We start from the raw sequence: 26978 nt of genomic DNA, 5'->3' as shown, positions 1-26978 counted from the left end.
GGCTCACACCTCTCTCAGCGTCCCATCGCGCGACAGCTCGACCGTCAGGTCGACGCCGATCCGCTTGAGGAACGCGTCGTCGTGGCTCACGACGAGCACGGCGCCGCGGTACGCCGACAGCGCCGCGACGAAGCGGTCGACCGTGTCGAGGTCGAGGTTGTTCGTCGGCTCGTCGAAGACGAGCAGCTGCGGCGGCGGGTCAGCCAGCATCAGCCGCGCGAGCGCGACCCGGAACCGCTCCCCGCCCGACAGCGTCGACACGGGCCGTTCGACGGCCGCGCCGCGGATGAGGAACCGAGCGAGCCGGTTACGCAGCTCGACCGCTCCGACCCCCGGGGCGACCGCCGCGACGTTCTCGAGAACGGATGCCGCCTCATCGAGCCCGTCGACGCGTTGCGGCAGGTACCCCACGCGGTCGGTGTGCAGCTCTGCGTAGGCGCCGCCGAGCGCGGCGGCGCGAGGCGGGGACGCCCCGACGAGCCGCTCGAGCAGCGTCGTCTTGCCGCTGCCGTTCGGGCCGATGAGGGCGACCCGCTCGGGCCCCTGCACGATCCAGGCGCGCTCGCCGTCGACGAGTGTCGCGATGCGGCGCCCCGCCGCGACACCGGGGTCGGGCAGGTCGATCACGACGGCGTCATCGTCGCGCACGCGCCGCTCGGCGGCGTCGAGCGCTGAGCGCGCCGCCGCTTCGCGCTCGGCCTTCTCGCCGCGCAGCTTGCCGGCCGAGACCTGCGCCTCGCGCTTGCGTGCGTTCATGACGATCTTCGGCAGTCGCTTCTCGGCGTGCGCCTTTCGGCCCATCTGCTGTCGCCGGGCGATCGTCGTCTCGGCCTCGATCCGCTCGCGCTTCTCGCGGCGCAAGGCCTGGACCGCCGCGCGCTCCGCCTGACGCGCGGCATCCTGCTCGGTGTCGAGCCACTCCCGCCACGCCGAGTAGGGGCCGCCGAAGACCGACAGCTCGCTGTCGTACAGCTCGGCGGTGTCATCCATCAGGTCGAGCAGCGCCGTGTCGTGACTGACGACGACGAGGGCGCCGCGCCACGTGCGCACCATGTCGTACAGCCGAACCCGGGCGTCGCGGTCGAGGTTGTTGGTCGGCTCATCGAGCAGTACGATCGGCGCCGCCGAGAGACGGATGCCGGCGATCGCGGTCAGCACGGCTTCGCCGCCGGATAGCTCGCCGACGCACCGGTCGAGCATGGTGGGGTCGAGCCCCGCCTCGGCGAGGGCCGCGTGGGCGCGCGCCTCGACGTCCCACTCGTCGCCGACGGCGTCGAAGCGTCGCGGGTCGGGGTCTCCGGACTCGATCGCCCGCAGGCCGCGCAGCGCGTCGCCCACGCCGAGTAGGTCGGCGACAGGGCGTGCGACGTCGAGGGTGAGGCGCTGCGGAAGGTATGCGGCATCCGCTGTTCTCGTGATGTGCCCGCTGTCGGGCACGAGGTCGCCCGCGATGAGGCGCAGCAGCGTCGACTTGCCCGAGCCGTTGCGGCCGACCAGGCCCGTGCGGCCGGAGCCGAACGCGCCCGAGACGTCGCTGACGGCGATCGTGCCGTCGGACCAGGCGTACGAGACGCGGTCGAGGATGAGGGAGGGGGTGAGGGTGTGAGCAGGCATGCGGCTCCGTTCGTGTCGGGTGCGCAGACACACGACACCGACGCGGCACGCACGGCGAAGCCGGGTGCAGAGCGGAGGACCGACTGTCAGCGCGAGGGGAGGGGCGCCGACAGCGGGTCCTGAGCAGCCGTGGCTGCGTCGAGGACGACGGATGCGGCGCGATTACAGCGCGGGCGCGTCGATTCTCTTCAACGGACTTCCTCACACGAGGGACAGGAGCGCACGACACGATACCGGATGCGGTGCGGCGGCGCACCTGTGCCCGGTGCCCCGTGCCTCGCGCGCCGTGCACAGTGTCGGGTGGTCGTGGCGACACGCCGGTAGGGACGAGCTGCGACGCGGAGTGTCGGCTGGCAGGCCCGACGCTGTGCACGCCCACGCCCCCGCCGCCGGCTCCGATCAGCCGCCCGTGTACTCGCGGGGGATGAGCGGCGAGACCCGCACGAGGATCTCTTCGCCGACCGTGTCGATCGCCTCGCCGAGCGTCGTCGGGTCGGATTCGCCCTGCGTGCCGGGACCGAACAGGGTCACCTCGTCGCCGACCTGCGCGTGCGGCCACGCGTCGACGACGCTTTCGGCGAGGTCGACGCGACGCAGCGCGCGTGCTCCCGCAGGCGTCCCCACCGTGATCCGGCCGCCGAGTGTCGAGGGCAGTCCGTCGAGGGCCCCGAGACCGACGACGGCATCGTCGCCGTCGACGCGTACGACGGGGGCGACGAGCGCCGCGGAGGGCACGATGCCCGGCAGCACAGGACCGTCCGCGGACCGCACGCCGTAGCCGAACGCCCCGAAGCGCACGAGGTCGTTGCGGAACTCGGGTCGCGCGTGGCCCGCGGCGCTCGCCGCGAGGTGCCGCACGTCAGGGGTGAGGCCCGCGGCGCGGGCGAGATCCACGGCGCGGTCGAACTCTGCGCGGGCGCGGTCGTCGTCGGCGTCGCTCGCTTCGGCGATGTGGCTCCAGATGCCCGCCACGACGATGTCGCCCGCCGCCTCGTGCTCGGCCGCCCGCCCGACGAAGACCGGCCAGTCTTCGGGCCGCACGCCGTTGCGGTGCAGTCCCGTGTCGATCTTGAGGTGCACGCGCACGGCGCGCCCCGCGGCGCGCGCCGCGACGAGGTCGAGATACCCGGCGTCGCCGACACCCAGGTCGAGGCGCGCATCGATCGCCGCGTCGACCTCGGCGGCGGATGACGTCGCCCACGCGAAGATCCGTGCGGCCGGCACTGCCTCGCGGACGCGCAGGCCCGTTGCGATGCTGAACGATCCGAACCAGTCGATTCCCGCCGCCGCAGCGGTCAGGGCCACGGCGTCCACTCCGTGCCCGTACGCGTCGTCCTTCACGACGAACATGACATCGGCCGGGGCGACGCGCTGCCGCAGCGTGTCGAGGTTCGCTCGGATCCGGTCGAGATCCACGCGCAGGACGGGGCCGCTCATGCGGCATCCACCCGTCTCGTGTGCAGCCCGATGGCGCAGACGATCTCGGCGGCGCTCAGCCCCGACGCCTCCGCCCATCCCGCCAGCCCAGCCCTCCGGCCCTCGCCGCCGAAGTACACGACCTCGGCGCCGACGCCGACGGGGGCCTCGCCGATGTCGACGACGCAGACGTCCATCGCGATGCGACCGACGACGGGGTGCGCTGCGCCCTCGATGTCGACCGACACGGCGTTGCCGATCGCGCGGGGGAGTCCCTGACCATACCCCCCCTCGACGAGCGCGACGCGCGTGTCCCTCGCTGCGCGGTGGGTGAACCCGTACGAGACGCCCTCACCGCGGCGCAGCGACTTGATCGACAGCACGCGCGCGGACAGCCGGAGCACGGGTATGCCGCCTGACCCGGGCAACCCGAACAGCAGGGCGCCGTTGATCGTCGGCTCGGTCGCCGCCGTGAGTCCGGCCGCCGTCAGGGCGGCACGATCGACCTCATCGATCGCGGCCGCACGCACGCCCGCGCCCGCGAGCACGTCGGCGACGAGGGGCAACCCGTGCCCCCACGCGTCGCGGCGCAGGTCGGCGACCCCGTCGCCCTGCGCGAGGGCGGATGTCGCGTTGCCGGCCAGCGCCGACCGCGAGATGTGCGCCGTGAGGCTCGTCACGCGTCGCCTGACTCGAGCTGCTTGGTCAGGAAGGCCCGCACATCGGCGACCTCGTCTTCGGAGACCCCGTGCGCCAAGCCGGGATAGACGCGGCCGCTCAGCTCGACATGGTCGGGCAGCCACTGCGTCGTGTGCATGACCAGCGGGGCGGGAATGACCTCGTCGAGCGTGCCGCGCCCCCAGAAGACGGGCGGGCGCCGTTCGGCGAGCTCTTCGTCGCGGGGCAGGTCGCCGGGCGAGACATAGCCGCTCAGTGCGACGGCGAAGGCGAACCGCGCGGGGTCGAGGCGCATCGCCTGCACGGCGATGGCGGCGCCCTGTGAGAACCCGAGCAGCCCGACGGTCTCGCTCTCGGCCGTGGCATCCACCCACTCGAGCACCCGGGATGCCGCCGCAGTGAGGTGCCGCGGGTCGCGGCTGTCGAGGCCTTCGATCGGGTACCACGAGTAGCCCGGCGAGGGCCACGGCGGGGCGAGCGGAGCGCGCACGGAGGCGACGACGTATTCGTCGGGGAAGTGCGTCGCGAGCCCGAACAGGTCGTGCTCATCGGCCCCGTAGCCGTGCAGCAGCACGAGCAGAGGCCGACCTGCACGCTCACCGCGCGGGACCGACCACTGCACGACGGTGGAATCCAGTGCCGGCGTCTCGAGTGCGGGGAACTCAGCCATGCGACCATCTTTCCAGGCATCGTGAGGTATACAGAAAGCATGTCCGTGCGCACCCCTGATCCCGAACCGGCAGACGAGCAGCCGTTCGGCTCGTCGCAGGGCGATGTCTCGAATCCCGGCTGGCTGTCCGACGTCGAGCTCGCCGAGTGCCGTCGCCGCCTGCCGATGCTCTATGTCGAGGGCATCCCGGTGCGCGTCGACGGCATGGGGCAGGTCATCGATGTCGGCATCCTGCTGCGTGCGACGCCTCTCGGCGAAATCAAGCGCACGATCGTGTCCGGCCGCGTGCGCTACGGAGAGACGGTGCGCGACGCGCTGTTCCGCCACCTCGAAGATGACCTGGGGCCCATGGCGTTCCCCCTCCTGCCGCCGCAGCCGACGCCGTTCACGGTCGCCGAGTACTTTCCGATCCCGGGCGTGAGCCCGTACCACGACGACCGGCAGCACGCCGTGTCGCTCGCGTTCGTCGTGCCCGTCACGGGCACGTGCGAACCGCGCCAGGATGCCCTCGAAGTGACGTGGATGCCGCCGGAAGAAGCAGCATCCGACAGTCTCGCCGCCGAGATGGAGGGCGGTCGGGGCACGCTCATCCGCCTCGCTCTCGCGAGTGTGGGCGCGCTGCGCTGACGCCGGGACCACGATGCGGCCCCGGCGCCGCGTCGATGGTCAGCCCGCGAGCTAGATCTACGCGGCCGCCGTCTCGCGCGCGATCGCCGCGACGAAGGCGTCGATATCGGACTCGGTCGTGTCGAACGAGCACATCCAGCGCACCTCGGTCTCACCCGTCGGCTTGCCGTCGTCGTCGGTGGCGGCGCCCCAGTCGTAGAAGCGGAATGTCTCACGCAGACGGTCGCCGACGCCGGCGGGCAGCGTTGCGAACACGCCGTTGGCCTGCGTCGGCTGCGTGAACGCGACACCGCGGATCGAGCCGTCGGCGAGTCCCGCCTCGACGCCGGCACGCAGACGCTGCGCCATGGCGTTCGAGTGCGACGCGTTGCGCAGCCACAGGTCGCCGTCCAGAAGGGCGATGAGCTGCGCCGAGACGAACCGCATCTTCGACGCGAGCTGCATGTCGAGCTTGCGCAGGTAGGTGAGGCCGGTCGACGCGGCGGGATCGAGGACGACGACGGCCTCGCCGAGCATCGCGCCGTTCTTCGTGCCGCCGAAGCTCAGCACGTCGACGCCGGCGTCGCGCGTGAACGCGCGCAGCGGCAGGCCCAGCGAGGCGGCGGCGTTCGAGATGCGTGCGCCGTCCAGGTGCACGCGCATGCCGAGCGCGTGGGCGTGGGCGGTGATCGCCTGAATCTCGTCGACCGTGTACAGGGTGCCGAGCTCGGTCGACTGCGTGATCGACACGACGAGCGGCTGCGCCCGGTGCTCGTCGCCCCAGCCCCACGCCTCTCGGTCGATCAGGTCGGGCGTGAGCTTTCCATCGTCGGTCGGCACCGTGAGCAGCTTGATGCCGGCGACGCGCTCGGGGGCCCCGCCCTCGTCGACGTTGATGTGCGCCGTGCCGGCGGCGATGACGGCGCCCCAGCGGGGGAGCATCGACTGCAGACCGACGACGTTGGCTCCCGTTCCGTTGAACACGGGGAACGCTTCGACTCCGTCACCGAAGTGCTGCGCCATCACGGCCTGCAGGCGTTCTGTGTAGACGTCTTCGCCGTAGGCCACCTGGTGCCCGTCGTTCGCTGCGGCGATGGCCGCGAGCACGTCGGGGTGGATGCCGGAGTAGTTGTCCGAGGCGAAGCCGCGGACGGCGGAGTCGTGGAGCGTGGTCACGAGGGTCCAATCTAGTTCGAGATCAGGTCACAGGGTGGGGTCGGTGAGCTCGACGACCGTGTCATTCACCTCGGCGGCGTCGGTCATCCACAGATCGGTGAACCTTTGCGCGAGGGCCTCCTCGAGACCGGACAGGCTCTTCACGCGAAAGACCACGGATGCCGCCCGCAGCGGCTCGTCTGCGTCACGGGCCGCCTTCGCGAAGCCCTGAGCCACGGCGCGCGCCCAGGCTTCGCTCGCGGCTTTCACGGCAGCGTAGTTCGCCCCGCCCGCGAGGGGACGTGCGACCGCGGTCGACGACACGATCGCGAGGCGTCCGGCCTCGGAGGACCGCAGATCCGCGTCGAAGGCGCGCGACACGTGGCGAAGCGCCGTGAACGACTGTTCGAGGAACCGGTAGTCCGCGTCGGACTGTCCGGCCAGGCCTCCGCCTCCGCGCCATCCGCCGACGAGGTGCGCGACGCCGTCGACCGGACCGTCTGCCTCGTGCACGCGCTCCGCGAGCGTCGCGACGGCAGCTTCGTCGGTGAGGTCGCACAGCTCGGTCCGGACGCCGCCGACATCGCTCGCCGGTTCGTCGGCTCGCCGAGGGGCCGCCCCGAGGTCTTCGAGCCGCTGCAACGCCGCGGCATCCCGCCCCACCGCGACGACGCGGGCGCCGGCAGCGACCAGCGCCCGCGTCAGCGCCAGACCGGCGTCGCTGGTCGCCCCCGCGATCAGGACGAGGCGTCCGCGCACCCCGGGCTCACTCATCGCCCGCGCGGATTCCCGTCGTCGACTCGATGACCGGACGCATCTTCTTCTCGAGCGCCTCGAAGAACATCGACAGCGGGAACTCATCGTCCATCACGGCGTCGGTGTAGCCCTTCGGGGGCCCGGCGAGCACTTCGGTCGGCAGTCCGCGCGCCCATTGCGACGCCGGGTGCGGCGTCAGAGTGCCGCGCACGAGGTCATAGGCGGCGAGCCAGTGCGCCGTCTTCGGGCGGTCGATCGAGCGCCAGTACAGGTCGTCGATCGCATCGCCGAGTGCGACGACGGCGGACGGCACGTCGTCCCAGTCGAATGTGAGGGCCGTATCGGTCCAGTGCAGCACGCCGCGCTGGTGGAGCCACGCGAACAGCAGCTGCCCCCCGAGCCCGTCGTAGTTGCGCACGCGCGAGCCCGTGATCGCGAACCGGAAGATCCGGTCGAAGATGACGGCGTACTGCACGAGCCCGGCGTGTTCGAGCATCTCGGATTCGGTCGGCGTGAGGGCATCCGCGGCGCTCAGGCGCTTCTCGATCGCAACGCTCTCGCGGAAGGCCGTGAGATCGCAGCGCAGCTCTTCGAGCGAATACAGGAAGTACGGCATCCGCTGCTTGATCATGAAGGGGTCGAACGGCAGGTCGCCGCGCATGTGCGTGCGGTCGTGGATGATGTCCCACATCACGAACGTCTTCTCCGTGAGGTCCTGGTCATCGAGCATGCGCGCCGCATCGGCCGGCAGGTCGAGCTTCGTGATGTCAGCCGCCGCACGTACGACCCGCCGATAGCGCGCCGCTTCGCGGTCCTGGAAGATCGCACCCCACGTGAACGTGGGGACCTCGCGCATCGCCACGGTCTCGGGAAAGAGCACGGCCGAGTTCGTGTCGTACCCCGGCGTGAAGTCGACGAGCCGCAGCGAGACGAAGAGCCGGTTGGTGTACTCGGTCTCGAGCTGGGCGATGAACTCCGGCCAGATCGCCTGAACGATGAGCGCCTCGACGAAGCGGTTCGGCGACCCGTTCTGCGTGTACATCGGAAAGACGACGAGGTGGCGGGTGCCGTCGATGCGGTTCCGCTGTGGCTGGAAGGCCACGAGAGAGTCGTAGAAGTCCGGCACGCCGAAATCCGCGGCGGCCCAGCGCTCGAAGTCGCGCACGCTGGCCTCGAGGTACTCCGCGTCGTGCGGGAATCGCGGTCTGAGCTCGCGGATCGCTCCCGTGATCGCCTCGACGTGGTCGCGGGCGGCGTCGTGGTCCGGGGCCGCGGGGACGGAACCGTCCTTGGCCTGGATGGCCTGCAGTGCGATCGCGGCATCTTTCAGACGCAGCCATGCGGCGCTGGTCTCGACGCCGGCGCTGGTCGGGGCGTCCTCGACGACCTCGGGCTCACCGACGACGACCTGCGCGGCACGGGTGTGCTGGGTCAGGGACATGGAGACCTCCGATCGCTCTTGGCTGCAGCCACCGGAATATTTCCGGCAAACAGGCTCTGCTGCCGGTATTCTTCCACGTATGGAAGATGCTGTCGACCTCCGCATCATCGAAGCGGTCTCGCTCGATGCGCGCGCCACCCTCGCTCAGATCTCCCACGCCGTGGGGCTGTCGGTGTCGGCGGTGCAAGCGCGACTGCGGCGGCTCGAGACGCGCGGCGTCATCGTGGGATACCGGGCGCTCCTCAACCCCGAGGCGGTCGGAAAATCGCTGTCGGCGTTCATCGAGATCACGCCGCTCGACCCGGGCCAGCCCGACAACGCTCCCGAGCTGCTGGAGCACCTCCGCGAGATCGAGGCGTGTCACTCGGTCGCCGGTGAGGCCGCGTACATGCTGTTCGTTCGCGTCGCGAGCCCGCGCGACCTTGAAACGCTCATCCGGGACATCCGCCAGGCGGCATCTGTCAGCACCCGGACGACGGTCGTGCTGCAGACCTTTTTCGAGAACCGCCCCGTCGAACCGGCGTGAGCCGGTCAGTCGTGCTGGGGGAAGCCCAGGTTGAGGCCGCCGTGCGACGGGTCGAGCCAGCGTGACGTGATGGCCTTCTCGGCGGTGAAGAAGTCAAACCCGTGGGGGCCGTATGCCTTCGCATCACCGAACAGCGACGCCTTCCACCCGCCGAACGAGTGGTACGCGACGGGAACCGGGATCGGCACATTGACGCCGATCATCCCCACCGTCGCCTCGCGCTGGAAGCGTCGAGCCGCGCCGCCGTCGTTGGTGAAGATCGCCGTGCCGTTCGCATACGGGCTGCCGTTGATGATCGCCACGCCCTCTTCGTAGCCCTCCACGCGCACGATCGACAGCACAGGGCCGAAGATCTCGTCGGTGTACACGGTCGACGACGTGGGCACCCGGTCGATGAGGGTGGGGCCGAGCCAGAAACCGTCGGCCTCGCCGTCGACCTCGACGTCTCGTCCGTCGACGACGACCTCGGCGCCATCGGATGCCGCGACATCGATGTAGGACGCGACCTTGTCGCGGTGCACCTTCGTGATGAGGGGCCCCATGTCGCAGCCGCGCATGCCGTCACCCGTGCGCAGCGTGCTCATCCGCTCGGCGATCTTGGCGGCGAGCACGTCGGCGACCGCGTCGACGGCGAGCACGACCGAGATGGCCATGCAGCGTTCTCCGGCCGAGCCGAACCCGGCGTTGACGGCGGCATCGGCGGCGAGGTCGAGGTCGGCGTCAGGCAGCACGAGCATGTGGTTCTTCGCGCCGCCGAAGGCCTGCACGCGCTTGCCGGAGGCCGTCGCCGTCTCGTAGACGTACTTCGCGATGGGCGTCGAGCCCACGAACGAGACGGCGCTCACGTCGGGGCTCGCCAGCAGCGCGTCAACGGCTTCCTTGTCGCCGTGCACGACGTTGAACACTCCGTCCGGAAGCCCTGCCTCGGTGAAGAGCTCGGCGAGCCAGTTCGCCGCGCTCGGGTCCTTCTCGCTGGGCTTCAGCACGACGGCGTTGCCCGCCGCGACCGCGATCGAGAAGAACCACAGCGGCACCATCGCCGGAAAGTTGAAGGGGCTGATGATGCCCACGACGCCGAGCGGCTGGCGCAGCGTGTACACGTCGATCTGGGTCGAGACGTTCTCGGAGTACGCGCCCTTCGTCAGGTGCCCCAGTCCGCACGCGAACTCGACGACCTCCAGGCCTCGCGCGATCTCGCCGAGGGCGTCCGAGAGCACCTTGCCGTGCTCGGCGGTGAGGATCTCGGCGAGTTCCTGTTTGCGCGCATTGAGCAGCTCTCGGAAGGCGAACATGACGGTCTGGCGCTTGGCGATTGACGCGTCGCGCCAGGACAGTGCGGCATCCGACGCGATGTCGACCACCGCGGCGACATCATCGGCCGAGGCGAAGCGCACCGACTTCTGCACGGTGCCCCGTGCGGGGTTGTAGACATCGCCCATGCGGGTCCCGGTACCGGCCCAGGCAGCCCCGCCGACCCAGTGATCGAGGATCGTGTGCTCGGTCATCGTGTTTCCCTCCTCGTCGACAGATTCGAACGAGCGAACGCGCCTGCTCAGGCGAGATCCGCTTCGACGCTCGCCAGCGCATCGTCGTAGATCGCCATGGCTTCGGCCACCTCATCGACCGTGACGATGCACGGCGGCACGACGTGGATGCGGTTCTCCGCCGTGAAAGGCATGAGCCCTCGTGCCATGAGCTCCTTCTTGAGCCGGGCGATGGTGTCGCCCCCGACGGGTTCGCGCGTCTCGCGATCACTCACGAGGTCGAGCGCCCAGAACACGCCCTCGCCGCGCACCTCGCCGATGAGTGGATGGTCCTCGGCGAGCTGCGCGAGGCCGGGCCCGATGGCCTCGTCGCCGATGCGCCGTGCGTTCTCGACGATCCCTTCGTTCTGCATGGCATCGATCGCCGCGATGATGGATGCCGCCGCCAGCGGGTGCCCCGAATACGTCAGGCCACCGGGGAACACGCGGTCATCGAAGGTCTCCGCGATCGCGTCGGAGATGATGACGCCGCCGACGGGGACATAGCCGGAGTTGACGCCCTTCGCGAAAGCGATGAGGTCGGGCTCGCCACCGTGGCCCTCGAAGGCGAACCAGTTGCCCGTGCGGCCGAAGCCGGCCATCACCTCGTCGAGGATGAGGACGATGCCGTGCTTGTCGGCCAGCGCCCGCACGCCGGCGAGGTACCCCGGCGGCGGAGGAATGATCCCCGCCGTGCCCGGCACCGACTCGAGCAGGATCGCCGCGATCGTCTGCGGCCCCTCGGACTCGATGACGCGCGACAGGTGGTGCAGAGCGCGCTCGCATTCCTCCTCGGGCGTCGTGGCCCAGAACTCGGTGCGGTACAGGAAGGGCCCGAAGAAGTGCACGTGTCCGCGCGCGTACTGGTTGGGAAAGCGGCGCCAGTCGCCGGTCGCAACGATCGCCGCGCCGGTGTTGCCGTGGTACGACCGGTACGTCGACAGCACGGTGTCCCGGCCCGTGTGCAGGCGGGCCATGCGGATCGCGTTCTCGACGGCGTCGGCGCCGCCGTTGGTGAAGAAGACCTTGTTCATCCCCTCGGGCGCCTTCTGCGCGATGCGCTCGGCGGCGCGTGCCCGCGTCAGATTCGCCGTTGCGGGGCCGATCGTGGCGAGCGTCGCGGCCTGCTCCTGGATGGCCGCGACGACGGCCGGATGCTGGTGACCGATGTTGACGTTGACGAGCTGGCTCGAGAAGTCGAGCAGGCGGTTGCCGGCGTGATCCCACACCCGCGCGCCCTGGGCGCCGGCGACGACCGGCAGCGACAGCGAGCCCTGCGCCGACCACGAGTGGAACACATGAGCGCGGTCGAGGCGCGTCGTCTCAGCATCCAGGTCTTCTGTCATGTCGTTCTCCAACCGGTGGCGCGGGGTCTCCTGGCTACGTTGGTCCCCCGGCGGCGCGGGGTCAAGGTACAGAAGAGGTCATCGACGGCGGATGCGAGACGGAACGTCCGGCCGCGGACTTCAGCGGCCGTCGCCGGTGATGTCGATGCGCTCGCCCTCGAGGGCGTCCAGCGCCCGCTCGATGTACTCGTTCGTGTACGGCACGGCCGGGCCGTCGCCATCGAGAAGACGACGGGGCGCGTCGGCCAGCGTCTCACGGGCGGCCTCGACGGCTTCCTGCCATTCTTCGTCGTCGATGATGCCGAAGCCCGCTTCGGCCGGCCAGAGCAGGGCGTTGACGTCTCTCAGCGTCGGTGATCCGTCGGGCGCCGGGCCGGCGGCACGAACGATCTTGGCCGCCTCGTCGGGGGAGTCCCGGGCGTAGATCCAGCCCTTCGTCGAGGCCGCGATGAAGCGTACGGCCGCATCGGCGTAGTCCTCGTCGGCCTCGATTCGCGCCGCATCGGCCCAGACCGCGTCGGTCCAGACCGCGTCGGACCCCGCGGGGGCGGCGGATGCCGCGGCGACGAAGTTCTGGGCGATGGCGAGCACGGTGTCGTTCCCGTCCGAGTCGGCATCGGGGTCGATGTCGGGTTCTTCGGGGTCGCTGTCCTGGGGGTCGGGCTCGTCGGGGGCGGTGTCCTGGGGGTCGGGCTCGTCGGCGCCGGATTCGTCGGCGTCGGCGTCGTCGGCGTCCGCCTCGGCCAGAGTGATGGCCCAGGGCAGGTCGGCGACGGTGAAGTCCGGCAGCTGCTCGGACGGGAGATCGGACGGAGGCGTCTCGTCGTCGGGCACGACGATCTCGACCTCGAGGCCCGCATCGGTGTAGTAGCCGAGATCGACAGCGACGACGTAGCCCGCGACACGCGCGCCGCCCGTGTCGGGCAGGTGCAGCGTGATCGGCACGAGCTCGACGGCGTCGTCGTCTTCGAGCGCTCGTACGGGGGGCGGCGCCTCGCCATCGACGGTGCATCCGGTCGCGACGAGCCCGATCGCGAGTGCGATCGCGGCGCCCCGGACGCTTCGCCTCATCCCTTCGCTCACCGTTCCACGCTAACCCCTCGCGCCGACGCGGCGGACGCCCGTCCCGGGCGTACACCGGCCCCGTGATCAGCGCGTGGCGGGGGCGTGGCCGGTGAGGGCGGGGATGACGGTCTCGCCGTAGACGCGCAGCGTCTCTTCCTTGCTGTCGTGCTGCAGGTAGCCCGCGAACTGCGTCACGCCGAGATCCCGCAGTCGCTTCAGCTTGGTGATGTGCTCGTCAGCCGTGCCGAGGATGCAGAAGCGGTCGACGATCTCGTCGGGCACGAAGTCGACGTGGTCATTGTCGGCCTTTCCGTGCGTGTTGTAGTCGTAGCCCGTGCGCCCCGCGATGTACGCCGTGAGTGCGTCGGGCACCGCGCCGTGGTGACCGTACTTCGCGACGATGTCGGCGACGTGGTTGCCCACCATCCCCCCGAACCACCGGCACTGGTCTCGCATGTGCGCGACGTCGTCGCCGACGTACATGGGCGCCGCGACGCAGATGGCAAGCGAGTCGGGGTCGCGGCCCGCCGCGGCGGCGGCATCCTTCACCGTCGTGATCATCCATTCGGCGATGTCGAGGTCGGCCAATTGCAGGATGAACCCGTCGCCGACCTCTCCGGTCAGTCGGAGCGCCAACGGGCCATATGCCGCCACCCAGACATCCAGGCTCGATCCGCGGCTCCACGGGAACTGCAGCGTCGCGCCGTTGTGTTCGACCGCGCGCGAATTGCCGAGTTCGCGGATGACGTGGACCGCCTCGCGCAGCTCGGCCAGGGTCGTGGGTTTGCCGCCCGTGACGCGCACGGCGGAGTCGCCGCGTCCGATCCCGCACACGGTGCGGTTGCCGTACATCTCGTTGAGCGTCGCGAAGACCGACGCCGTCACCGTCCAGTCGCGCGTCGCGGGATTGGTGACGAAGGGGCCGACTGTGACGCGATGCGTCTCGGCGAGGATCGCAGAGTGGATGACATACGGCTCCTGCCACAGCAGGTGCGAGTCGAAGGTCCACACATGGCTGAACCCGTGCGACTCGGCGAGCTTTGCCAGCTGCACGGTGCGCGCGGCGGGCGGATTGGTCTGCAGAACGACGCCGAAGTCCACGTCACACCAGGTACTGCGACAGGCCGCGCTTGAGGAACCGTCCGTCGCCCTTCGCGCCGAGATACTCGCCGCCATCGACGATGACCCGCCCGCGCGAGAGCACGGTGTCGACGTGCCCGTCGATCTCGAACCCCTCCCACGCCGAATGATCCATGTTCATGTGGTGGGTGCGGCCCGTGGGGCTGCCGTTCTCGTCCACCGGCATCCCGATCGTCGTGTGCCCGTGCGGGTCGTAGACGACGACGTCGCCGTCGGCACCGGGCTGGATGACGCCCTTGCGCCCATACAGCCCGAACATGCGCGCCGGCGTCGTCGACGTCAGCTCCACCCACCGCTCGAGGGCGATCCGACCCGTCACGACCCCCTGGTACATGAGGTCGATGCGGTGCTCGATCGAGCCGATGCCGTTCGGGATCGCACGGAAGTCGCCGAGCCCGAGCTCCTTCTGGTCCTTCATGCAGAACGGACAGTGGTCGGTCGACACCATCTGCAGGTCGTTCGTCCGCAGCGCCTGCCACATGTGATCCTGGTGCCCCTCGGCGCGCGAGCGCAGCGGCGTCGAGCACACCCACTTCGCCCCCTCGAACGCCCCCCACCGCTCGCTCGATGCGCCCAGCTGCTCTTCGAGCGACAGGTAGAGGTACTGCGGGCATGTCTCGCCGAACACGTTCTGGCCCTTGTCGCGCGCCCAGGCGAGCTGCTCGACGGCCTGCTTCGCGCTGACGTGCACGACGTACAGAGGCGCGCCCGTGAGGTTCGCGAGCATGATCGCGCGGTGCGTGGCTTCTTCCTCCATCTGCCAGGCGCGGGCGATGCCGTGGAAGTACGGGGAGGTCTCGCCGCGGTCCACGAGCTGCGCCGCGAGGACGTCTATCGCCGGCCCGTTCTCGGCGTGCATCATCGTGAGCATGCCCGTGTCGCGACTCACCTGCATCGCGCGCAGAACCTGCGCGTCGTCGGAGTAGAAGACACCCGGGTACGCCATGAACAGCTTGAAACTCGAGATGCCCTCGTCGACGAGCCCGCGCAGCGCCTGCAGCGAGTCCTCATCGACACCCCCGACGATCTGGTGGAAGCCGTAGTCCACGGCGCAGTTGCCCGCCGCGAGCTCGTGCCAGCGTGCGAGGCCGTCCTGCACGCGCTCGCCCTGGCGCTGCACGGCGAAGTCGATGATCGACGTCGTGCCGCCCCACGCTGCCGCGCGCGTGCCCGTCTCGAACGTGTCGCTCGCGTTCGTGCCGCCGAACGGCAGCTGCATGTGGGTGTGCGCGTCGATCCCGCCCGGGATGACATACTTGCCGGTCGCATCGATCACCCGGTCGACGGATGCCGCGACATCGGTGCCGAGCAGCTGCGAACCCGGCGCGAGCACGGCCGCGATCGTCTCACCGTCGATCAGCACGTCGGCCCGCGCGCGCCCCGTCGCCGAGACGACCGTGCCGCCGGTGATGAGTGTCGTGCTCATGGCTTCGCGATCCCGGTGTAGGAGTCGGGCCGGCGGTCCCGGTAGAACTGCCAGTCGTCGCGCATCTCGAGCACCATGTCCATGTCGAGGTCGCGCACGAGCAGCTCCTCGTGCTCGCCCGAACCGCGCTCGCCGACGAAGTCACCGCGGGGGTCGATGATCTGGCTCGTGCCGTAGAAATCCACGGCGAGGTCGCCGTACTCGTTGTCCTCCCGCCCGACGCGGTTCGGCTGAAGCACGAAGTACCCGTTGGCGACAGCGGCGGCCGGTCCTTCGACCTCCCACAGCCGGTTCGACAGCCCCGGCTTGGTCGCGTTCGGGTTGAACACCATGTGCGCGTCGTTGAGACCCAATTCGCGCCATCCCTCGGGAAAGTGCCGGTCGTAGCAGATGTACATGCCGACGCGACCGACCGCCGTCTCGAAGACGGGATAGCCGAGATTGCCCGGACGGAAGTAGAACTTCTCCCAGAACCGGTCGAGGTGCGGCAGGTGGTGCTTGCGGTACGTGCCCAGGATCGTGCCGTCCGCATCGACGAGGACGGAGGTGTTGTAGTAGACGCCGGTCGCGGCTTCTTCGTAGATGGGGAGCACCGTCACGATGCCGAGTTCCTTCGCGAGCGACGCGAAGCGCTGGACGATCGGGCCATCCGCGGCTTCGGCGTAGCGGTAGTACTTCTTGTCTTGCGTGATGCCGAAGTACGGGCCGTAGAACAGCTCCTGGAAGCAGATCACCTGCGCGCCCTGCGCTGCGGCATCCCGCGCGAAGCGCTCGTGCTTGTCGAGCATCGACTCCTTGTCGCCTGTCCACGTCGTCTGCGAGATCGCCGCGCGTACCGTCGTCATCGTGTCTCCTTCGTCGACCGGATCGTCCTCGATCAGGTCCCGCCGCTGGATTCAGCCCGTCTCGGGACAGTAGAGCCTGGTGCCGACACCCGGCAAGGGGTCCAGTCGGGATACATCGCCAGACGGATGCCGCGGCCTGCGCTCTCCCGTAGCGTGAAAGCCGTGTTCCGTCGCCTGAAGCCCTACCAGATCGTCGTCGATGCGACGGCGGCGCTGATCTTCTTCGCGGTGGCGCTTCCGCTCGAGCTCGTCACGTCTGCCGGCATGGGGGTGTACCCCTCGAATGACGTCCTCGGTGCGCTCGCCTTCGTCGTGCCCTTCACCGTCGCCGCTGCCCTGAGCCGGCTCGCTCCCGGCCTCGCGCTCGGGATCGCCTGGCTCGCCGCAGTCATCCAGATGTCGCTCGGCCGGCCACCGACTTTCGCCGACCTCGCCGTGTTCGTCGTGCTGTTCACCGCAGCGGCGTACGGGTCGGACCGTGTGTACTGGATCGGCCTCGCGTCGTCGCTCGTCGGCGCGGTCGTCATCACGGTGTACCTGCTGGCCGAGAACCTCCTTGCCGGCGGAGCGGTCACGTGGCAGGCGATTCCGCTGGCCCTCCTGATCCTCGTCGCCGGCGTCTTCGCACTCGGGCTCGCCTGGACGATCGGCGCGCTCGTGCGCGCCGCGCGTCGCGCCCAGGCGAACCGTCAAGCGCAGGAGCGCGCCGAGGCCGAGGCCGTCGTCGAGCAGGAGCGCGTGCGGATCGCCCGTGACATGCACGATGTCGTCGCCCACTCGCTCGCCGTCGTCATCGCGCAGGCGGACGGCGCGCGATATGCCGCGGCTGCCGACCCCTCCGCCGCGACCACCGCGCTCGGCACGATCTCGACGACGGCGCGCTCGGCGCTGGCCGACGTGCGGATGCTGCTGACGCAGCTGCGCCACAGCCAGGGCGACGGCCCGCAGCCGACACTCGCCGACCTGGAGCAGCTCTACGCGCAGGTGCGGGCCGCGGGCATCCAGCTGCGCGTCTCGGTCGAACCGGTGGCCCCGGGCGAGCCGCCTGCCGCCGTGCAGCTGGCCGTGTACCGCATCCTGCAGGAGGCGCTCACCAACGCGCTGCGCCACGGTGCCGGTGTCGTCTCGGTGCTGCTGGCCTGGCATCCCGATCGGGTCGAGGTCGTCGTGCGCAATCCGCTCCGCGCGGGCGAACGCTCCACCGGGAGCGGTCACGGCCTCATCGGCATGCGTGAGCGCGCGCACCTCATCGGCGGGCGGCTCGATGCCGCTGAGCGCGGCGACGAGTTCGTCGTGGCGGCGATGCTGCCCATCGGTCAGGCGCCGACCGCATGACGCCTGACACCACACCCACCCGACGACGGAAGGGAGCCGGCGGATGATCCGTGTCGTGCTCGTCGATGACCAGGCGCTGTTCCGCGCCGGCATCCGCATGCTCGTGGCCTCGCAGGCCGACCTCGACGTGGTGGGCGAAGCCTCCGACGGCCGCGAAGCGATCGATGTCGTGCGGGCGACGCGGCCTGACGTCGTCCTCATGGACATCCGCATGCCGATCATGGACGGCCTCGCGGCGACGGCAGAGCTGCTCGCCGATCCGGACCCGCCGCGGATCGTCATGCTCACGACGTTCGACCTCGACGAAGCCGCGGCACGCGCGATCCGGCAGGGGGCGAGCGGCTTCCTGTTGAAGGACGCCGAGCCGGAGCTGCTCCTCGCCGCGATCCGCACCGTGCACGCGGGGTCGGCCGTCATCGCGGCATCCGCCACCCGCGATCTCTTCGCGCATTTCTCGCAGCCCGCCGCCGTGAGCGTTCCGCCCGCCTACGAGGCGCTCACCGAGCGCGAGCGTGAGATCTTCGCGCTCGCGGCGCGCGGATTGTCCAACGCAGAGATCGCCGGGCGCGAATACCTCTCCGAGGCGACGGTCAAGACGCACATCAGCCGCATCCTCACGAAACTGGGCCTGCGCGATCGTGTGCAGCTCGTCGTCTTCGCGTTCGAGCACGGGCTCACCTGACGCGCGCCCCCGCGGGGAGGGCGCTCGGTCAGCGACCCTCGAGCGCCGCGCGCGTGCGCTCGTAGCGGGGCTTGCCCACCCACCGCCACATCACACGCACCGGAGCCGGAAGGTTCTTGCGCAGCCATGCATCGCCGCCGTCGGGCTGCGACGAAACGATCGCGCCGAGCGCGTTCCACGTCTGCCCCTTCGGCGTCGAGGCGCGCCCGTGCTCAGAGAACCACTCGACCTCCTTCTGCGTGATGGTGCGCTCCATGACGGGCACGATGTTCTGCTCCTCGTCGGGCAGATGGATCGCCAGAGCCCCGTTGATCCCGTCGAGTGCCGCGAGCAGCGGTGCGGCGGCGGTGGAGGTCGCGGAGGCGCGCCACGCGGGCAGAGCGGCATCCATAGCCGTCAGCTCGGCGAGCATGGCGGCGTGATGCTGCTTCATGCGCTCCACGTGGACGGCGCAGGCGGGGGAGCGCTCGACGAGAGGACCCCACAGCCTCTCGTCCTCGCCGTCGTGGTGGGCGTGCAAGGCACTCGAGAGAAGGTCGAGCTGCGTGGCGACGACCTCGGCGTGCGCCGTGTTCCCCGTCCGCACGCCCCGCACGAGGGGCGGTCCTTCGCGAAATCCCTTGAGGAACATGCGGTGGATCTCGGCCATGCCACTCGCGTCGCAGGTCTTCGGTTCCGGGGAGACAGCTCCGCTGGAGGGGAGGGGTGTCGCGGCCATGATCGCTCCTTTGCGCTGACGAAGCAGAGACTACGACCAGCGGGCGTCGCTCGGAAGAGGATCATCCTCCAGATGTAGTCGGATGCCCCGACAGGCCGACGCGGGCGGGAGCATCCGATTCGTACCGTCGGAGCATGGAACTGACATCGACCGATCTCGGGCTCGCCGCCCGGGTGCACCAGCTCACGAAAACCTACGGCACCGGCGCCGGCGCCGTCCGCGCGCTGGACGGCGTCAGCGTCGGCATCCGCCGGGGCGAGTTCACCGCGATCATGGGCCCGTCCGGGTCGGGCAAGTCCACGCTCATGCACATCATGGCCGGCCTCGACGCGCCCACGAGCGGTCGGGCATGGATCGGCGACACCGACATCACGGGTCTGTCCGACCTCGAGCTGACGATCCTGCGCCGCCGTCGCGTCGGCTTCGTCTTCCAGTCCTTCAACCTCGTGCCTACCCTCGACGCACGCGCCAACATCATGCTGCCGTTCGACCTCGACGGTCGTCGCCCGTCGGTGCTCGAACGGGCGCGCATCGAGGGGCTCATCGACTCTCTCGGACTCGCAGCGAGGCTGGGTCACCGCCCTCACGAGCTGTCGGGCGGCCAGCAGCAGCGCGTCGCGATCGCCCGGGCTCTCGCGACGGCTCCCGACCTGGTGTTCGCCGATGAGCCGACCGGCAACCTCGACTCCCGCAGCGGACGCGATGTGCTGCGACTGCTCGCCGCAGCGACGCGCGAGCACGGCCAGTCGATCGCGATGGTCACGCACGACCCCGTCGCGGCGAGCCACGCAGACCGGGTGCTGTTCCTCGGCGACGGCCGCATCGTCGCCGACAAGTCCCGCCAGAGCGCCGAAGAGATCTCCGCCTACATGCTCGCCACCGAGCTCGGTGCCGAGGTGTCGTCATGAGCTCCGCGACGATCGAGCGGATGCCGCGCCCCGACGTCGCCGCGACCCGCGCTGCGCCTCTCGGATACATGCGTGAGCGAGGCATGGGCGCCAGCATCCTCGTGGCGGGGATCTCCGCCGCCTTCGGCGTCGTGCTGCTCACGGCGACGAACTTCATCGGGGCGATGCTGCGCGCCGACCCGTACATCGGCGACAGCGAGACGCTCCAGATCGTCGTCTCCATCCTCACGGGGCTGCTGCTCGGCCTCGCCGTCTACGTCGCCTCGATCGTGACGGCGAACACCTTCGCCACCGTCATCGCCGGCCGCACGAGGCGGATCGCCCTGATGCGCCTCATCGGCGCCTCGGCCCGCTCGCAGCGCGCCGAGGTCGCACGCCAGGGCCTCGTCGTCGGCGCGGTGGGCGCGGTCATCGGGTTGGTGCTCGGAACCGCGCTGTCGGCGGCCGGCGTGCTCCTGGCCGAGACCGCGCTCGGGCTCGAGGGACTCGATTTCGTGCTCGTACGCCCCGACCTGATGGCGCCGGCGGGAATCGTCGTGCTCACGACGTGGGCCTCGGCGTGGGTGGGGTCGCGCCGCGTCCTGACGGTCACGCCGCTGCAGGCGCTCGGCAGTTCTGTCGAGATCTCGCACTCCGATGTGGCAGGCCGCACGCGACGCAACGTCGTCGCCGTCGTGCTGCTGGGTCTCGGCGTCGCGCTGCTCGTGTTCGGCGTCCTCGCGGGACTCGTCTCGCCCCTCGGCGTCATCGTCGCCTTCGCCGGCGGCGTGCTCTCGTTCACGGGGCTCGCCCTCGGGGCGACGGTCGTCATGCCGCTTGCGCTTCGGCTCGTCGGACGCGCCTTCGGTCGCTCGGCCACGGCACGCCTTGCCGCCGAGAACGCCCTGCGCCACCCGGAACGCTCGAGCCGCATGGCGATCGGGGTCGTCATGGGAGTGACGCTCGTGACGATGTTCGCCGTCGCGCTCGAATCGGCCAAAGCGGTTGTGGCCGCCTCAGGAGGCGGCACCCTCGACCCTGAGTTCGCCTTCGTCATCGACATGTTCTCGGCGGTCATGATGGGACTCGTCGCCGTGTCGGCCGTCATCGCGGCCGTCGGGCTGGTCAACCTGCTCACGCTCGGCGTCGTCCAGCGGCGACGCGAGCTGGGGCTGCTGCGCTCGCTCGGGGTCTCCAACGGACAGGTGCGGCGCATGGTGCTGCTCGAGGCGGCGCACATCACGATCACGTCGACCGCACTGGGCCTCGTGCTCGGCATCGCGTACGGCTGGGCGGGGGCCCAGTCGCTGCTCGGCGCTGTGCGCGTGCCGCCGCTCTGGCTGTCACCCACGTTCGTGCTGCCCGTCGTGCCGGTGTGGCCCATCGTGGCGATCGTCGTCGCCACGGCGGTGCTCACCCTGGTCGCGGCCGTCGTGCCCACGCGCATCGCCACGCGTGTCGCCCCTGTCGAGGCGCTCGCCGAGTAGGCCGCGGCGGCCGGGTCAGTCTGCGGGGTCGTGCGCCCACGAGGGGGCGAGGGCGCGGATGCGCGCACCGCGCCACTGCCAGGTCGCCCAGAGCACGGGCCAGAGCACGGCGGCCGTAGGGCCACCGATGACGAGGCGGTCGCGCCACAGCGTGCGGTCGGGTCGCCCGGGAATCGGCGAGACCGCCATCTGGTGGTCCCACACGTCGAGGCTCGACAGCGGACCGGTCAGCGGGATGCCGCTGTCCCGCAGGATCCGCACGGTGCCGGCGGGATCGGCGACGGTGCGCTCACTCACGTGGATGAGCTGCTGCCCCATCGGGATGGAGCCGAGTGCCGTGAGCTCGACGGGCATGTCGTCTCCGGGGGTCATGCTCGTGGGCAGGCCCTCCGGCGCCATCGGCGCGAGTTCGAGGAACGGGCCGTAGAGCTCGGCGACGGCGCGCGGCGAGTGCAGGGCACGCCACGCGGCATCCGGGTCGCAGGCGATCTCGAGCTTCAGCAGGATGCGCATGCTCCAGTGTTGCACCGCCCCTAGCATCGAGGGATGCCTTCACCGTTCGACCAGCACCGCTATCAAGTCCGGCTCGAGTGGGGCGCGGAGGGCCTGGCCCGGCTCGCCGACGCGGAGATCGTCGTGGTCGTCGACGTGCTCGGTCTCTCGACGCACGTGACCGATGCGCTCGCCGAGGGGACGCAGAGCGTCGCGGTCGCCGACGACTCGCGCGATGACGAAGCGGCGGCCCTCGTCCGTGCGGCCGCGCGGGCGGGAGCTCTCGTGCTCCTCGGATGCCTGCGCAACGCCTCGGCTACGGCGCGCGCCGTGCTCGCCGAGCAGACGCGTCGCGCGGGGCGCACGAGCATCGCCGTCGTGGCGGTCGGTCAGCGCGACGAGAACGGCACGCCGCGCTTCGCCGTCGAGGACTTTCTCGGAGCCGGCGCCGTCATCGACGCCCTCACCACGCTCGGCATCGACCACACGTCACCCGAGGCCGCCGTCGCGGCGGAGGGATTCCACGGCCTGCGCCGCGCGACCCGCCACCTGCTCACAGCGAGCGGGTCCGGTCAGGCCCTGCTCGACGACGGCGCGCGCGACGACGTGCTCGAGGCGGCCGCGGTCGACGTCGTCTCTGTCGTGCCGATTCTCATCGACGGCGTGTTCGTCTCGGCCTGAGCGCTCAGCGCGGCGTCATGGCGGCAAGACGCGCCGCCGCCGTGATCTCGCGGCGCGACCACGCGAAGAGGTTGCGCTCGTCGAACCGGGGCGCGCACGTCGCACAAGACATCGCTCTCGACGGGCGACGATGCCGGTAGGCGACGTGGCCCGCGGGGCACCGGCCGACCCATGGAGCGAGGTCGGTCGCCGTCTCGCCGCGGTGTGTCGTGCCGCCGACGTAGCCGAGGTCGCGGGCTACGCGCAGCCACTCGCGGCCGTGACCCGCCGTGGGGCCGGCCAGAGCGTGAGCGACCTCGTGCAGCAGGGTCTGATGATTGTCGTCGTCGTCGTAGCGGGCGGCGAGATAGCGCGACATGCTGATCCGCTTGCGCTGATAGTCGCACAGACCTGCTCGGCGCTTCGCGTTGTCGAACGCGAACGTCCACGACGGATCCAGATGGGTCGCGATGAGCGCTTCGGCCCATCGCCTCACGCGATGCAGTTCCGACATGCCGAGACGTTAGAACAAACCTGCGACACTCACCCGGTGAGGGCGGCCGCGCGGCGTCGGTCTGCGGCGTCGACGGCGAGCAGTGCCGATTCGAGCTGGGCGTCGGTCGCGCCGGCCTCCTGGCGCAGGAACAGTGCGCGCTTGAAGTCGCGGCGCGCGGCGTCGAAGTCACCGGCTTCGTAGCTGTTCCGTCCGCGGTGCTGGTAGGCGAAGGCCGCGATGCCCGACCAGCCCTGGCCGTCGGCCTCGTCGGCGCACATCGTCAGCTCCTGCTCGGCGGCGGCATGCGCTCCGCGCATCTGCACGACCGACGCGTGCAGGATGCGCGACCGCAGCAGATCCTTGCGCGTGCCCGCCATGCGCGCGACGCGCACGGACTGCTCCGACAGCACGAGCGAGTCCTCGATACGGCCGAGCACCTTGAGCAGCCACACGCGCTCCAGGAGTGCGGGCAGGCTGCGCTGCTCGCCGATCTCGTCCAGACGCGCCGCGCACTCGTGCGGGTCGACGATCTCACGCAGAGTCTCCGGGTCGTAACCCTTGATATAGCTCACGACGACTCCCTCCCGCGCACGATGCCTACTAGTGTGCCCCGGCATCACGCGGGCACCTATCCGGCACGCCGGGTCGGGGCATCCGGTGGGGTCAGCGTTCGAAGACGGATGCCGCGGGCTTCGGCGAGGCCGTCGCGGTGGCATCCGTCACGACCGCAGCCCCGCGCACGAACTCGTCGATCTCGGGGCCCTGCGCCACCTTGGCGGGGTGTGGTCCGGCCGCCATGAGTCGAGGCAGCCACTCGGTCGGAAGCGGCGCGGCCGAGGCGACGACGACGAGGTTGCCGAAGCGTCGCCCCTTGAGCGTCTGCACCTCGGCGAGCACGGCGACATGCTCGAGCACGTGGCGGACCGTCGCGACCTGGCGCCGGGCGAAGGCGAGCCCCGCGCCGTCGGCGACATTGACGAGCAGGACGCCGTCGGGCGCGAGCAGCGTCGCCGCGTCGCGGTAGAACTCGACGGTCGTCAGGTGCGCGGGGGTCTGCGCCCCCGAGTAGACGTCGGACACGAGCAGGTCGACGTTGCCCGCGAGCGCGGCCGGCAGACGCGCGAGCCCGGCGCGGGCGTCGCCGATGCGCACGCGGATCGCCGCCCCGCGGGGGAGGGGGATGTGCTCGCGCACGAGATCCCACAGAGCGGGTTCGAGCTCGATGACCTGCTGGCGCGATCCGCGCCGCGTCGCCTCGATGTAGCGGGGGAGGGTGAGGGCCCCCGCGCCGAGGTGCACGACGGTGAGGGGCTGGCGCGGCATCCGCAGCTGGTCGATCACGGCGCCCATGCGCGCGACGTACTCGAAGTGCAGGTGGGTCGGATCGTCGAGGTCGACGTGGGACTGCGGCGTGCCGTCGACGACCAGTTCGAGTCCGCCGGCGAAGCGCGCGGGCACGACGCGGGCCGTCGTGCCGTCCGAGAGACGGGCGCGAGGCGCGTCGTCGGGTTCGAGCCGTGCGCGTGCCATGCCCCCACCGTACTGGGGTGGGCCCAGCCCGGAGCCAGGCTCTTCGCCCGGCTACCGTGGGACGCATGGTGGCGATCGATCTCAACGCCGATCTGGGCGAGACGGTCGACGGCGTGCCGACGGCCGACGACGAGGCGATGTTCGCCGTCATCTCGAGCGCGAGCATCGCGTGCGGCGGGCACGCGGGAGACACCGAGTCGTTGCGCGCCGCCGTCGAGCAGTCCGGGCGGCACGGCGTCGCCGTCGGCGCGCATCTGTCGTACCCCGACCTCGCCGGCTTCGGGCGCACGCGCATCGCCATCACCCCCGACGACCTCGCTGCTTCACTCGTGCAGCAGCTGGAGGCGCTCGTGTCGGCCGGGGCCGACGTGCGCTACGTCAAGCCGCACGGGGCGCTCTACCACGCGGTGACGCGTGACCCCGTCGAAGCCGCCCTCGTCGTGGACGTCGTCGTCGAGCTGTCGGCGCAGCTGGGTCGCGGCATCCCGATTCTGGGACTCGACGGCGAGGTCGGGTTCCACGCCGAGCAGCGCGGAGTGCCGTTCGTGCGCGAGGCTTTCCTTGACCGGGGGTATCTCGCCACGGGTGGGCTCGTTCCGCGCGGAGCGCCCGGCGATCTGCTGACCGATGCCGCCGAGATCGCCGATCGTGCCGTGCGTCTCGCGGTCGAGGGGGTCGTCGTCGCCGTCGACGGGGGGCGCGTCAGATCGGATGCCGCCTCGCTCTGTGTGCACGGGGATTCACCAGGCGCCGTGGCGATCGCCCAGTGCGTCCGGGCAGCGTTGGATGCCGAGCGGATCGAGGTTCGATCGCCGTGGTGACCGTGCGGCCGATGGGGGAGCGGGCTCTGCTGCTCGAGACCGACGCGCTCGCTGATGCGTCGGCGCTCTACGACAGGCTCGCGGCATCCCGCGCCGAAGGGGTCGTCGACCTCGTGCCGGCGGCGCGGACGGTGCTCGTCATCGTCGACCCGGCACGCTTGACGCTGCCGGCGGCGCGCGCGTGGGCGCTGGGCGTGGGCGCGGACGGACCCGAGCCGCCGCGCCGTGAAGACGCCGTCGTCGACCTCGAGGTCGTGTACGACGGGGCAGACCTGTCCGAGACGGCGGAGCTGCTGGGCATGAGCACGGACGAGCTCGTGCGCCGGCACGCGGGCGCCGAGTGGACGGTCGCCTTCACGGGTTTCGCACCCGGGTTCGGCTACCTCGTGAGTGAGGCGTGGACGTTCGATGTGCCGCGGCTGCCGACGCCGCGCACGCGGGTGCCGGCAGGCTCGGTCGGGCTCGCGGCGGGGTTCACGGGCGCGTACCCCCGGGAGTCGCCGGGAGGCTGGCGGCTCGTCGGCACGACCGCGGCGCCACTGTGGAGTGCTGCGGCCGAGGGTGCGGCATCCCCCGCTCTGCTCAGTCCGGGGACCCGCGTGCGCTTGCGCACCATCCCCGCAGCCGAACCCGGAAGGACCCCAGGGCAGCCCGCGGCCGCGACGGCGGGCGAACCGCCCGGTTCCGCCGCGTCGGTGCCGTCTCGCAGTCAGGCGGCGGGCGGAGTGCGTGTCGAGGAGGCGGGGATCCTCGCGACCGTGCAGGACCTCGGGCGGGCGGGCAATGCGGCGCTCGGCGTCGCGCGCTCGGGCGCCGCCGACCGCGCGGCGCTGCGCACGGCGAACCGGCTCGTCGGCAACGACGAGGGCGCCGCTGTGATCGAGATCACGATGGGCGGCTTCCGCGCCGTGGCCGAGGTCGATGCGTGGTTCGCCGTCGCCGGAGCCTGGGGTCCGCTCACCCTCGACGGCCGCGCGATCGATCCGTACACGGCGCACGCGTGGCCGGCCGGAAGCGAGCTGCACATCGACTCCTTCGTACACGGTGCGCGGGCCTACCTCGCCGTGCGCGGCGGGTGGATCCCGGTGGGCGTGCTCGGCTCGCGATCGACCGACCTGCTCGCGGGCCTCGGCCCCGACCGGCTCGCCGCGGGCGACACGATCCCGATCGGCGCCGAGCCCGCCGCACGCATTCCGGTCGCCGACATCGCGCCGTGGGGAGCTCCGCGCCATGACGAGCTCCACCTCGAGCTCGCACCGGGACCGCGCGCCGACTGGTTCGCCGCATCTGCCCTCGAGTCGCTCTTCGCCGCGGTGTGGACCGTCTCTCCCGCCGCCGACCGCGTCGGAATCCGTCTCGACGGCCCCGCGTTGACGCACGTGCGTGACGAGGAGCTGCCGAGCGAGGGCATGGTTCCGGGTGCGCTGCAGGTTCCTCCCGACGGGCTGCCCGTCGTGCTCGGCGTCGACGGGCCTGTGACCGGCGGCTACCCCGTCATCGCCGTCATGACGGATGCTGCGCTGGATCTGCTGGCCCAAGCACGACCGGGAACACGCGTGCGATTCCGGCACGCGCGCGCCGTCATCGTGTGACACGACGCGCGTCTATACCGCAGCAGGGCAAGCTCGTCAAGAATCGAGCTGGACACGGCGCGTCTGGCGGG

At 70.9% G+C, this 26978-nt stretch carries 27 protein-coding genes; 9 read left to right on the top strand and 18 right to left on the bottom strand.

Features of this window, described 5'->3' with window-relative positions:
- Positions 1-3 precede the first annotated feature (3 nt).
- The 4 genes from AC25YV_RS05360 to AC25YV_RS05345 all read right to left on the bottom strand — a co-directional run bounded on the left by AC25YV_RS05360 (position 4) and on the right by AC25YV_RS05345 (position 4378).
- A complete protein-coding gene (locus AC25YV_RS05360; RefSeq protein ID WP_488122795.1) occupies positions 4-1614 on the bottom strand; it encodes an ABC-F family ATP-binding cassette domain-containing protein in 1611 nt (536 codons plus the stop codon).
- Positions 1615-2013: 399 nt separating this feature from the next.
- Entirely contained in the window at positions 2014-3051 is a 1038-nt protein-coding gene (locus AC25YV_RS05355) for an alanine racemase (protein WP_488122794.1), read from the bottom strand.
- Positions 3048-3710 (bottom strand): alanine racemase, encoded by a 663-nt coding sequence (locus tag AC25YV_RS05350; RefSeq protein ID WP_488122793.1) that lies wholly within the window; start codon positions 3708-3710, stop codon positions 3048-3050. The genes AC25YV_RS05355 and AC25YV_RS05350 overlap by 4 nt, the downstream gene beginning before the upstream one ends.
- Positions 3707-4378 (bottom strand): alpha/beta hydrolase, encoded by a 672-nt coding sequence (locus tag AC25YV_RS05345; RefSeq protein ID WP_488122792.1) that lies wholly within the window; start codon positions 4376-4378, stop codon positions 3707-3709. The genes AC25YV_RS05350 and AC25YV_RS05345 overlap by 4 nt, the downstream gene beginning before the upstream one ends.
- Positions 4379-4417: 39 nt before the next feature.
- Between AC25YV_RS05345 and AC25YV_RS05340 the strand changes: the two genes are divergently transcribed.
- A complete protein-coding gene (locus tag AC25YV_RS05340; RefSeq protein WP_488122791.1) occupies positions 4418-5005 on the top strand; it encodes an NUDIX hydrolase family protein in 588 nt (195 codons plus the stop codon).
- A 57-nt stretch (positions 5006-5062) separates the two neighbouring features.
- On the opposite strand, the gene AC25YV_RS05335 is transcribed toward AC25YV_RS05340, so the two are convergent.
- From AC25YV_RS05335 to AC25YV_RS05325, 3 genes are read right to left on the bottom strand one after another with little or no spacing between them, the layout of a single operon-like run.
- Entirely contained in the window at positions 5063-6160 is a 1098-nt protein-coding gene (locus AC25YV_RS05335; protein ID WP_488122790.1) for a threonine aldolase family protein, read from the bottom strand.
- 27 nt (positions 6161-6187) lie between these two features.
- Complete coding sequence (locus AC25YV_RS05330; RefSeq protein ID WP_488122789.1) at positions 6188-6913, bottom strand: SDR family NAD(P)-dependent oxidoreductase; 726 nt, start codon at positions 6911-6913, stop codon at positions 6188-6190.
- A complete protein-coding gene (locus AC25YV_RS05325; RefSeq protein WP_488122788.1) occupies positions 6906-8336 on the bottom strand; it encodes a DUF6421 family protein in 1431 nt (476 codons plus the stop codon). Before AC25YV_RS05325 ends, AC25YV_RS05330 begins: the two co-directional genes overlap by 8 nt.
- 79 nt (positions 8337-8415) lie before the next feature.
- Here AC25YV_RS05325 and AC25YV_RS05320 point away from each other — a divergent pair, with 79 nt between their 5' ends.
- Positions 8416-8862: an Lrp/AsnC family transcriptional regulator gene (locus AC25YV_RS05320; protein ID WP_488122787.1), complete on the top strand. Its 447-nt coding sequence runs from the start codon at positions 8416-8418 to the stop codon at positions 8860-8862.
- Positions 8863-8867: 5 nt separating this feature from the next.
- Here the strand turns inward: AC25YV_RS05320 and AC25YV_RS05315 are convergent, their stop codons facing one another.
- The 6 genes from AC25YV_RS05315 to AC25YV_RS05290 form a co-directional block, all read right to left on the bottom strand.
- Positions 8868-10367 carry a CoA-acylating methylmalonate-semialdehyde dehydrogenase gene (locus tag AC25YV_RS05315; RefSeq protein ID WP_488122786.1) on the bottom strand — a complete coding sequence of 500 codons (1500 nt, stop codon included), beginning with the start codon at positions 10365-10367 and terminating at the stop codon, positions 8868-8870.
- A 47-nt stretch (positions 10368-10414) separates the two neighbouring features.
- The gene (locus AC25YV_RS05310; RefSeq protein ID WP_488122785.1) at positions 10415-11731 is read right to left on the bottom strand and encodes an aminotransferase class III-fold pyridoxal phosphate-dependent enzyme; all 1317 of its coding nucleotides are present in this window, start codon (positions 11729-11731) and stop codon (positions 10415-10417) included.
- Between the two features lie 120 nt (positions 11732-11851).
- Positions 11852-12802: an ABC transporter substrate-binding protein gene (locus tag AC25YV_RS05305; RefSeq protein WP_488122784.1), complete on the bottom strand. Its 951-nt coding sequence runs from the start codon at positions 12800-12802 to the stop codon at positions 11852-11854.
- A 78-nt stretch (positions 12803-12880) separates the two neighbouring features.
- Entirely contained in the window at positions 12881-13897 is a 1017-nt protein-coding gene (locus AC25YV_RS05300; RefSeq protein WP_488122783.1) for a TIGR03842 family LLM class F420-dependent oxidoreductase, read from the bottom strand.
- Between the two features lies 1 nt (position 13898).
- Positions 13899-15362: a dihydropyrimidinase gene (gene hydA, locus AC25YV_RS05295; protein WP_488122782.1), complete on the bottom strand. Its 1464-nt coding sequence runs from the start codon at positions 15360-15362 to the stop codon at positions 13899-13901.
- Positions 15359-16207, bottom strand: coding sequence for a nitrilase-related carbon-nitrogen hydrolase (locus AC25YV_RS05290; protein WP_488122781.1), 849 nt, complete (start codon positions 16205-16207; stop codon positions 15359-15361). Before AC25YV_RS05290 ends, hydA begins: the two co-directional genes overlap by 4 nt.
- A gap of 162 nt (positions 16208-16369) precedes the next feature.
- Here AC25YV_RS05290 and AC25YV_RS05285 point away from each other — a divergent pair, with 162 nt between their 5' ends.
- Positions 16370-17542: a sensor histidine kinase gene (locus tag AC25YV_RS05285; protein ID WP_488122780.1), complete on the top strand. Its 1173-nt coding sequence runs from the start codon at positions 16370-16372 to the stop codon at positions 17540-17542.
- Between the two features lie 43 nt (positions 17543-17585).
- Entirely contained in the window at positions 17586-18224 is a 639-nt protein-coding gene (locus AC25YV_RS05280) for a response regulator (protein ID WP_488122779.1), read from the top strand.
- Between the two features lie 28 nt (positions 18225-18252).
- Here the strand turns inward: AC25YV_RS05280 and AC25YV_RS05275 are convergent, their stop codons facing one another.
- Positions 18253-18942 carry a hemerythrin domain-containing protein gene (locus tag AC25YV_RS05275; protein WP_488122778.1) on the bottom strand — a complete coding sequence of 230 codons (690 nt, stop codon included), beginning with the start codon at positions 18940-18942 and terminating at the stop codon, positions 18253-18255.
- A gap of 134 nt (positions 18943-19076) precedes the next feature.
- Between AC25YV_RS05275 and AC25YV_RS05270 the strand changes: the two genes are divergently transcribed.
- Positions 19077-19850: an ABC transporter ATP-binding protein gene (locus AC25YV_RS05270; protein WP_488122777.1), complete on the top strand. Its 774-nt coding sequence runs from the start codon at positions 19077-19079 to the stop codon at positions 19848-19850.
- Entirely contained in the window at positions 19847-21316 is a 1470-nt protein-coding gene (locus AC25YV_RS05265; RefSeq protein WP_488122776.1) for an ABC transporter permease, read from the top strand. Before AC25YV_RS05270 ends, AC25YV_RS05265 begins: the two co-directional genes overlap by 4 nt.
- Positions 21317-21331: 15 nt before the next feature.
- Here the strand turns inward: AC25YV_RS05265 and AC25YV_RS05260 are convergent, their stop codons facing one another.
- Positions 21332-21829 (bottom strand): hypothetical protein, encoded by a 498-nt coding sequence (locus AC25YV_RS05260; RefSeq protein WP_488122775.1) that lies wholly within the window; start codon positions 21827-21829, stop codon positions 21332-21334.
- A 33-nt stretch (positions 21830-21862) separates the two neighbouring features.
- Between AC25YV_RS05260 and AC25YV_RS05255 the strand changes: the two genes are divergently transcribed.
- Entirely contained in the window at positions 21863-22489 is a 627-nt protein-coding gene (locus AC25YV_RS05255) for a 2-phosphosulfolactate phosphatase (protein WP_488122774.1), read from the top strand.
- A 4-nt stretch (positions 22490-22493) separates the two neighbouring features.
- Here the strand turns inward: AC25YV_RS05255 and AC25YV_RS05250 are convergent, their stop codons facing one another.
- The 3 genes from AC25YV_RS05250 to AC25YV_RS05240 all read right to left on the bottom strand — a co-directional run bounded on the left by AC25YV_RS05250 (position 22494) and on the right by AC25YV_RS05240 (position 24494).
- On the bottom strand, positions 22494-22982 hold the full coding sequence (locus AC25YV_RS05250; protein ID WP_488122773.1) for a SprT-like domain-containing protein: 489 nt from the start codon (positions 22980-22982) through the stop codon (positions 22494-22496).
- Between the two features lie 29 nt (positions 22983-23011).
- Positions 23012-23536, bottom strand: coding sequence for a CD225/dispanin family protein (locus AC25YV_RS05245; RefSeq protein WP_488122772.1), 525 nt, complete (start codon positions 23534-23536; stop codon positions 23012-23014).
- 91 nt (positions 23537-23627) lie between these two features.
- Positions 23628-24494: a spermidine synthase gene (locus tag AC25YV_RS05240; RefSeq protein ID WP_488122771.1), complete on the bottom strand. Its 867-nt coding sequence runs from the start codon at positions 24492-24494 to the stop codon at positions 23628-23630.
- 65 nt (positions 24495-24559) lie between these two features.
- Between AC25YV_RS05240 and AC25YV_RS05235 the strand changes: the two genes are divergently transcribed.
- On the top strand, positions 24560-25315 hold the full coding sequence (locus tag AC25YV_RS05235) for a 5-oxoprolinase subunit PxpA (RefSeq protein ID WP_488122770.1): 756 nt from the start codon (positions 24560-24562) through the stop codon (positions 25313-25315).
- Positions 25309-26907: a 5-oxoprolinase subunit B/C family protein gene (locus AC25YV_RS05230; protein ID WP_488122769.1), complete on the top strand. Its 1599-nt coding sequence runs from the start codon at positions 25309-25311 to the stop codon at positions 26905-26907. Before AC25YV_RS05235 ends, AC25YV_RS05230 begins: the two co-directional genes overlap by 7 nt.
- Positions 26908-26978: the final 71 nt, after the last annotated feature.

Source organism: Microbacterium sp. Y832 (assembly GCF_057669765.1).
Note: the sequence above shows the minus strand (reverse complement) of the source record. Positions and strands in the feature narration are given on the sequence as shown.

Bases quoted from the DNA above. Each gene is read 5' to 3' on its own strand.
- AC25YV_RS05360 (WP_488122795.1), bottom strand. From the start codon at position 1,614: ATGCCTGCTCACACCCTCACCCCCTCCCTCATCCTCGACCGCGTCTCG.
- AC25YV_RS05355 (WP_488122794.1), bottom strand. From the start codon at position 3,051: ATGAGCGGCCCCGTCCTGCGCGTGGATCTCGACCGGATCCGAGCGAAC.
- AC25YV_RS05345 (WP_488122792.1), bottom strand. From the start codon at position 4,378: ATGGCTGAGTTCCCCGCACTCGAGACGCCGGCACTGGATTCCACCGTC.
- AC25YV_RS05340 (WP_488122791.1), top strand. From the start codon at position 4,418: ATGTCCGTGCGCACCCCTGATCCCGAACCGGCAGACGAGCAGCCGTTC.
- AC25YV_RS05330 (WP_488122789.1), bottom strand. From the start codon at position 6,913: ATGAGTGAGCCCGGGGTGCGCGGACGCCTCGTCCTGATCGCGGGGGCG.
- AC25YV_RS05325 (WP_488122788.1), bottom strand. From the start codon at position 8,336: ATGTCCCTGACCCAGCACACCCGTGCCGCGCAGGTCGTCGTCGGTGAG.
- AC25YV_RS05320 (WP_488122787.1), top strand. From the start codon at position 8,416: ATGGAAGATGCTGTCGACCTCCGCATCATCGAAGCGGTCTCGCTCGAT.
- AC25YV_RS05315 (WP_488122786.1), bottom strand. From the start codon at position 10,367: ATGACCGAGCACACGATCCTCGATCACTGGGTCGGCGGGGCTGCCTGG.
- AC25YV_RS05310 (WP_488122785.1), bottom strand. From the start codon at position 11,731: ATGACAGAAGACCTGGATGCTGAGACGACGCGCCTCGACCGCGCTCAT.
- AC25YV_RS05305 (WP_488122784.1), bottom strand. From the start codon at position 12,802: ATGAGGCGAAGCGTCCGGGGCGCCGCGATCGCACTCGCGATCGGGCTC.
- hydA (WP_488122782.1), bottom strand. From the start codon at position 15,362: ATGAGCACGACACTCATCACCGGCGGCACGGTCGTCTCGGCGACGGGG.
- AC25YV_RS05290 (WP_488122781.1), bottom strand. From the start codon at position 16,207: ATGACGACGGTACGCGCGGCGATCTCGCAGACGACGTGGACAGGCGAC.
- AC25YV_RS05280 (WP_488122779.1), top strand. From the start codon at position 17,586: ATGATCCGTGTCGTGCTCGTCGATGACCAGGCGCTGTTCCGCGCCGGC.
- AC25YV_RS05275 (WP_488122778.1), bottom strand. From the start codon at position 18,942: ATGGCCGCGACACCCCTCCCCTCCAGCGGAGCTGTCTCCCCGGAACCG.
- AC25YV_RS05270 (WP_488122777.1), top strand. From the start codon at position 19,077: ATGGAACTGACATCGACCGATCTCGGGCTCGCCGCCCGGGTGCACCAG.
- AC25YV_RS05265 (WP_488122776.1), top strand. From the start codon at position 19,847: ATGAGCTCCGCGACGATCGAGCGGATGCCGCGCCCCGACGTCGCCGCG.
- AC25YV_RS05260 (WP_488122775.1), bottom strand. From the start codon at position 21,829: ATGCGCATCCTGCTGAAGCTCGAGATCGCCTGCGACCCGGATGCCGCG.
- AC25YV_RS05255 (WP_488122774.1), top strand. From the start codon at position 21,863: ATGCCTTCACCGTTCGACCAGCACCGCTATCAAGTCCGGCTCGAGTGG.
- AC25YV_RS05250 (WP_488122773.1), bottom strand. From the start codon at position 22,982: ATGTCGGAACTGCATCGCGTGAGGCGATGGGCCGAAGCGCTCATCGCG.
- AC25YV_RS05240 (WP_488122771.1), bottom strand. From the start codon at position 24,494: ATGGCACGCGCACGGCTCGAACCCGACGACGCGCCTCGCGCCCGTCTC.
- AC25YV_RS05235 (WP_488122770.1), top strand. From the start codon at position 24,560: ATGGTGGCGATCGATCTCAACGCCGATCTGGGCGAGACGGTCGACGGC.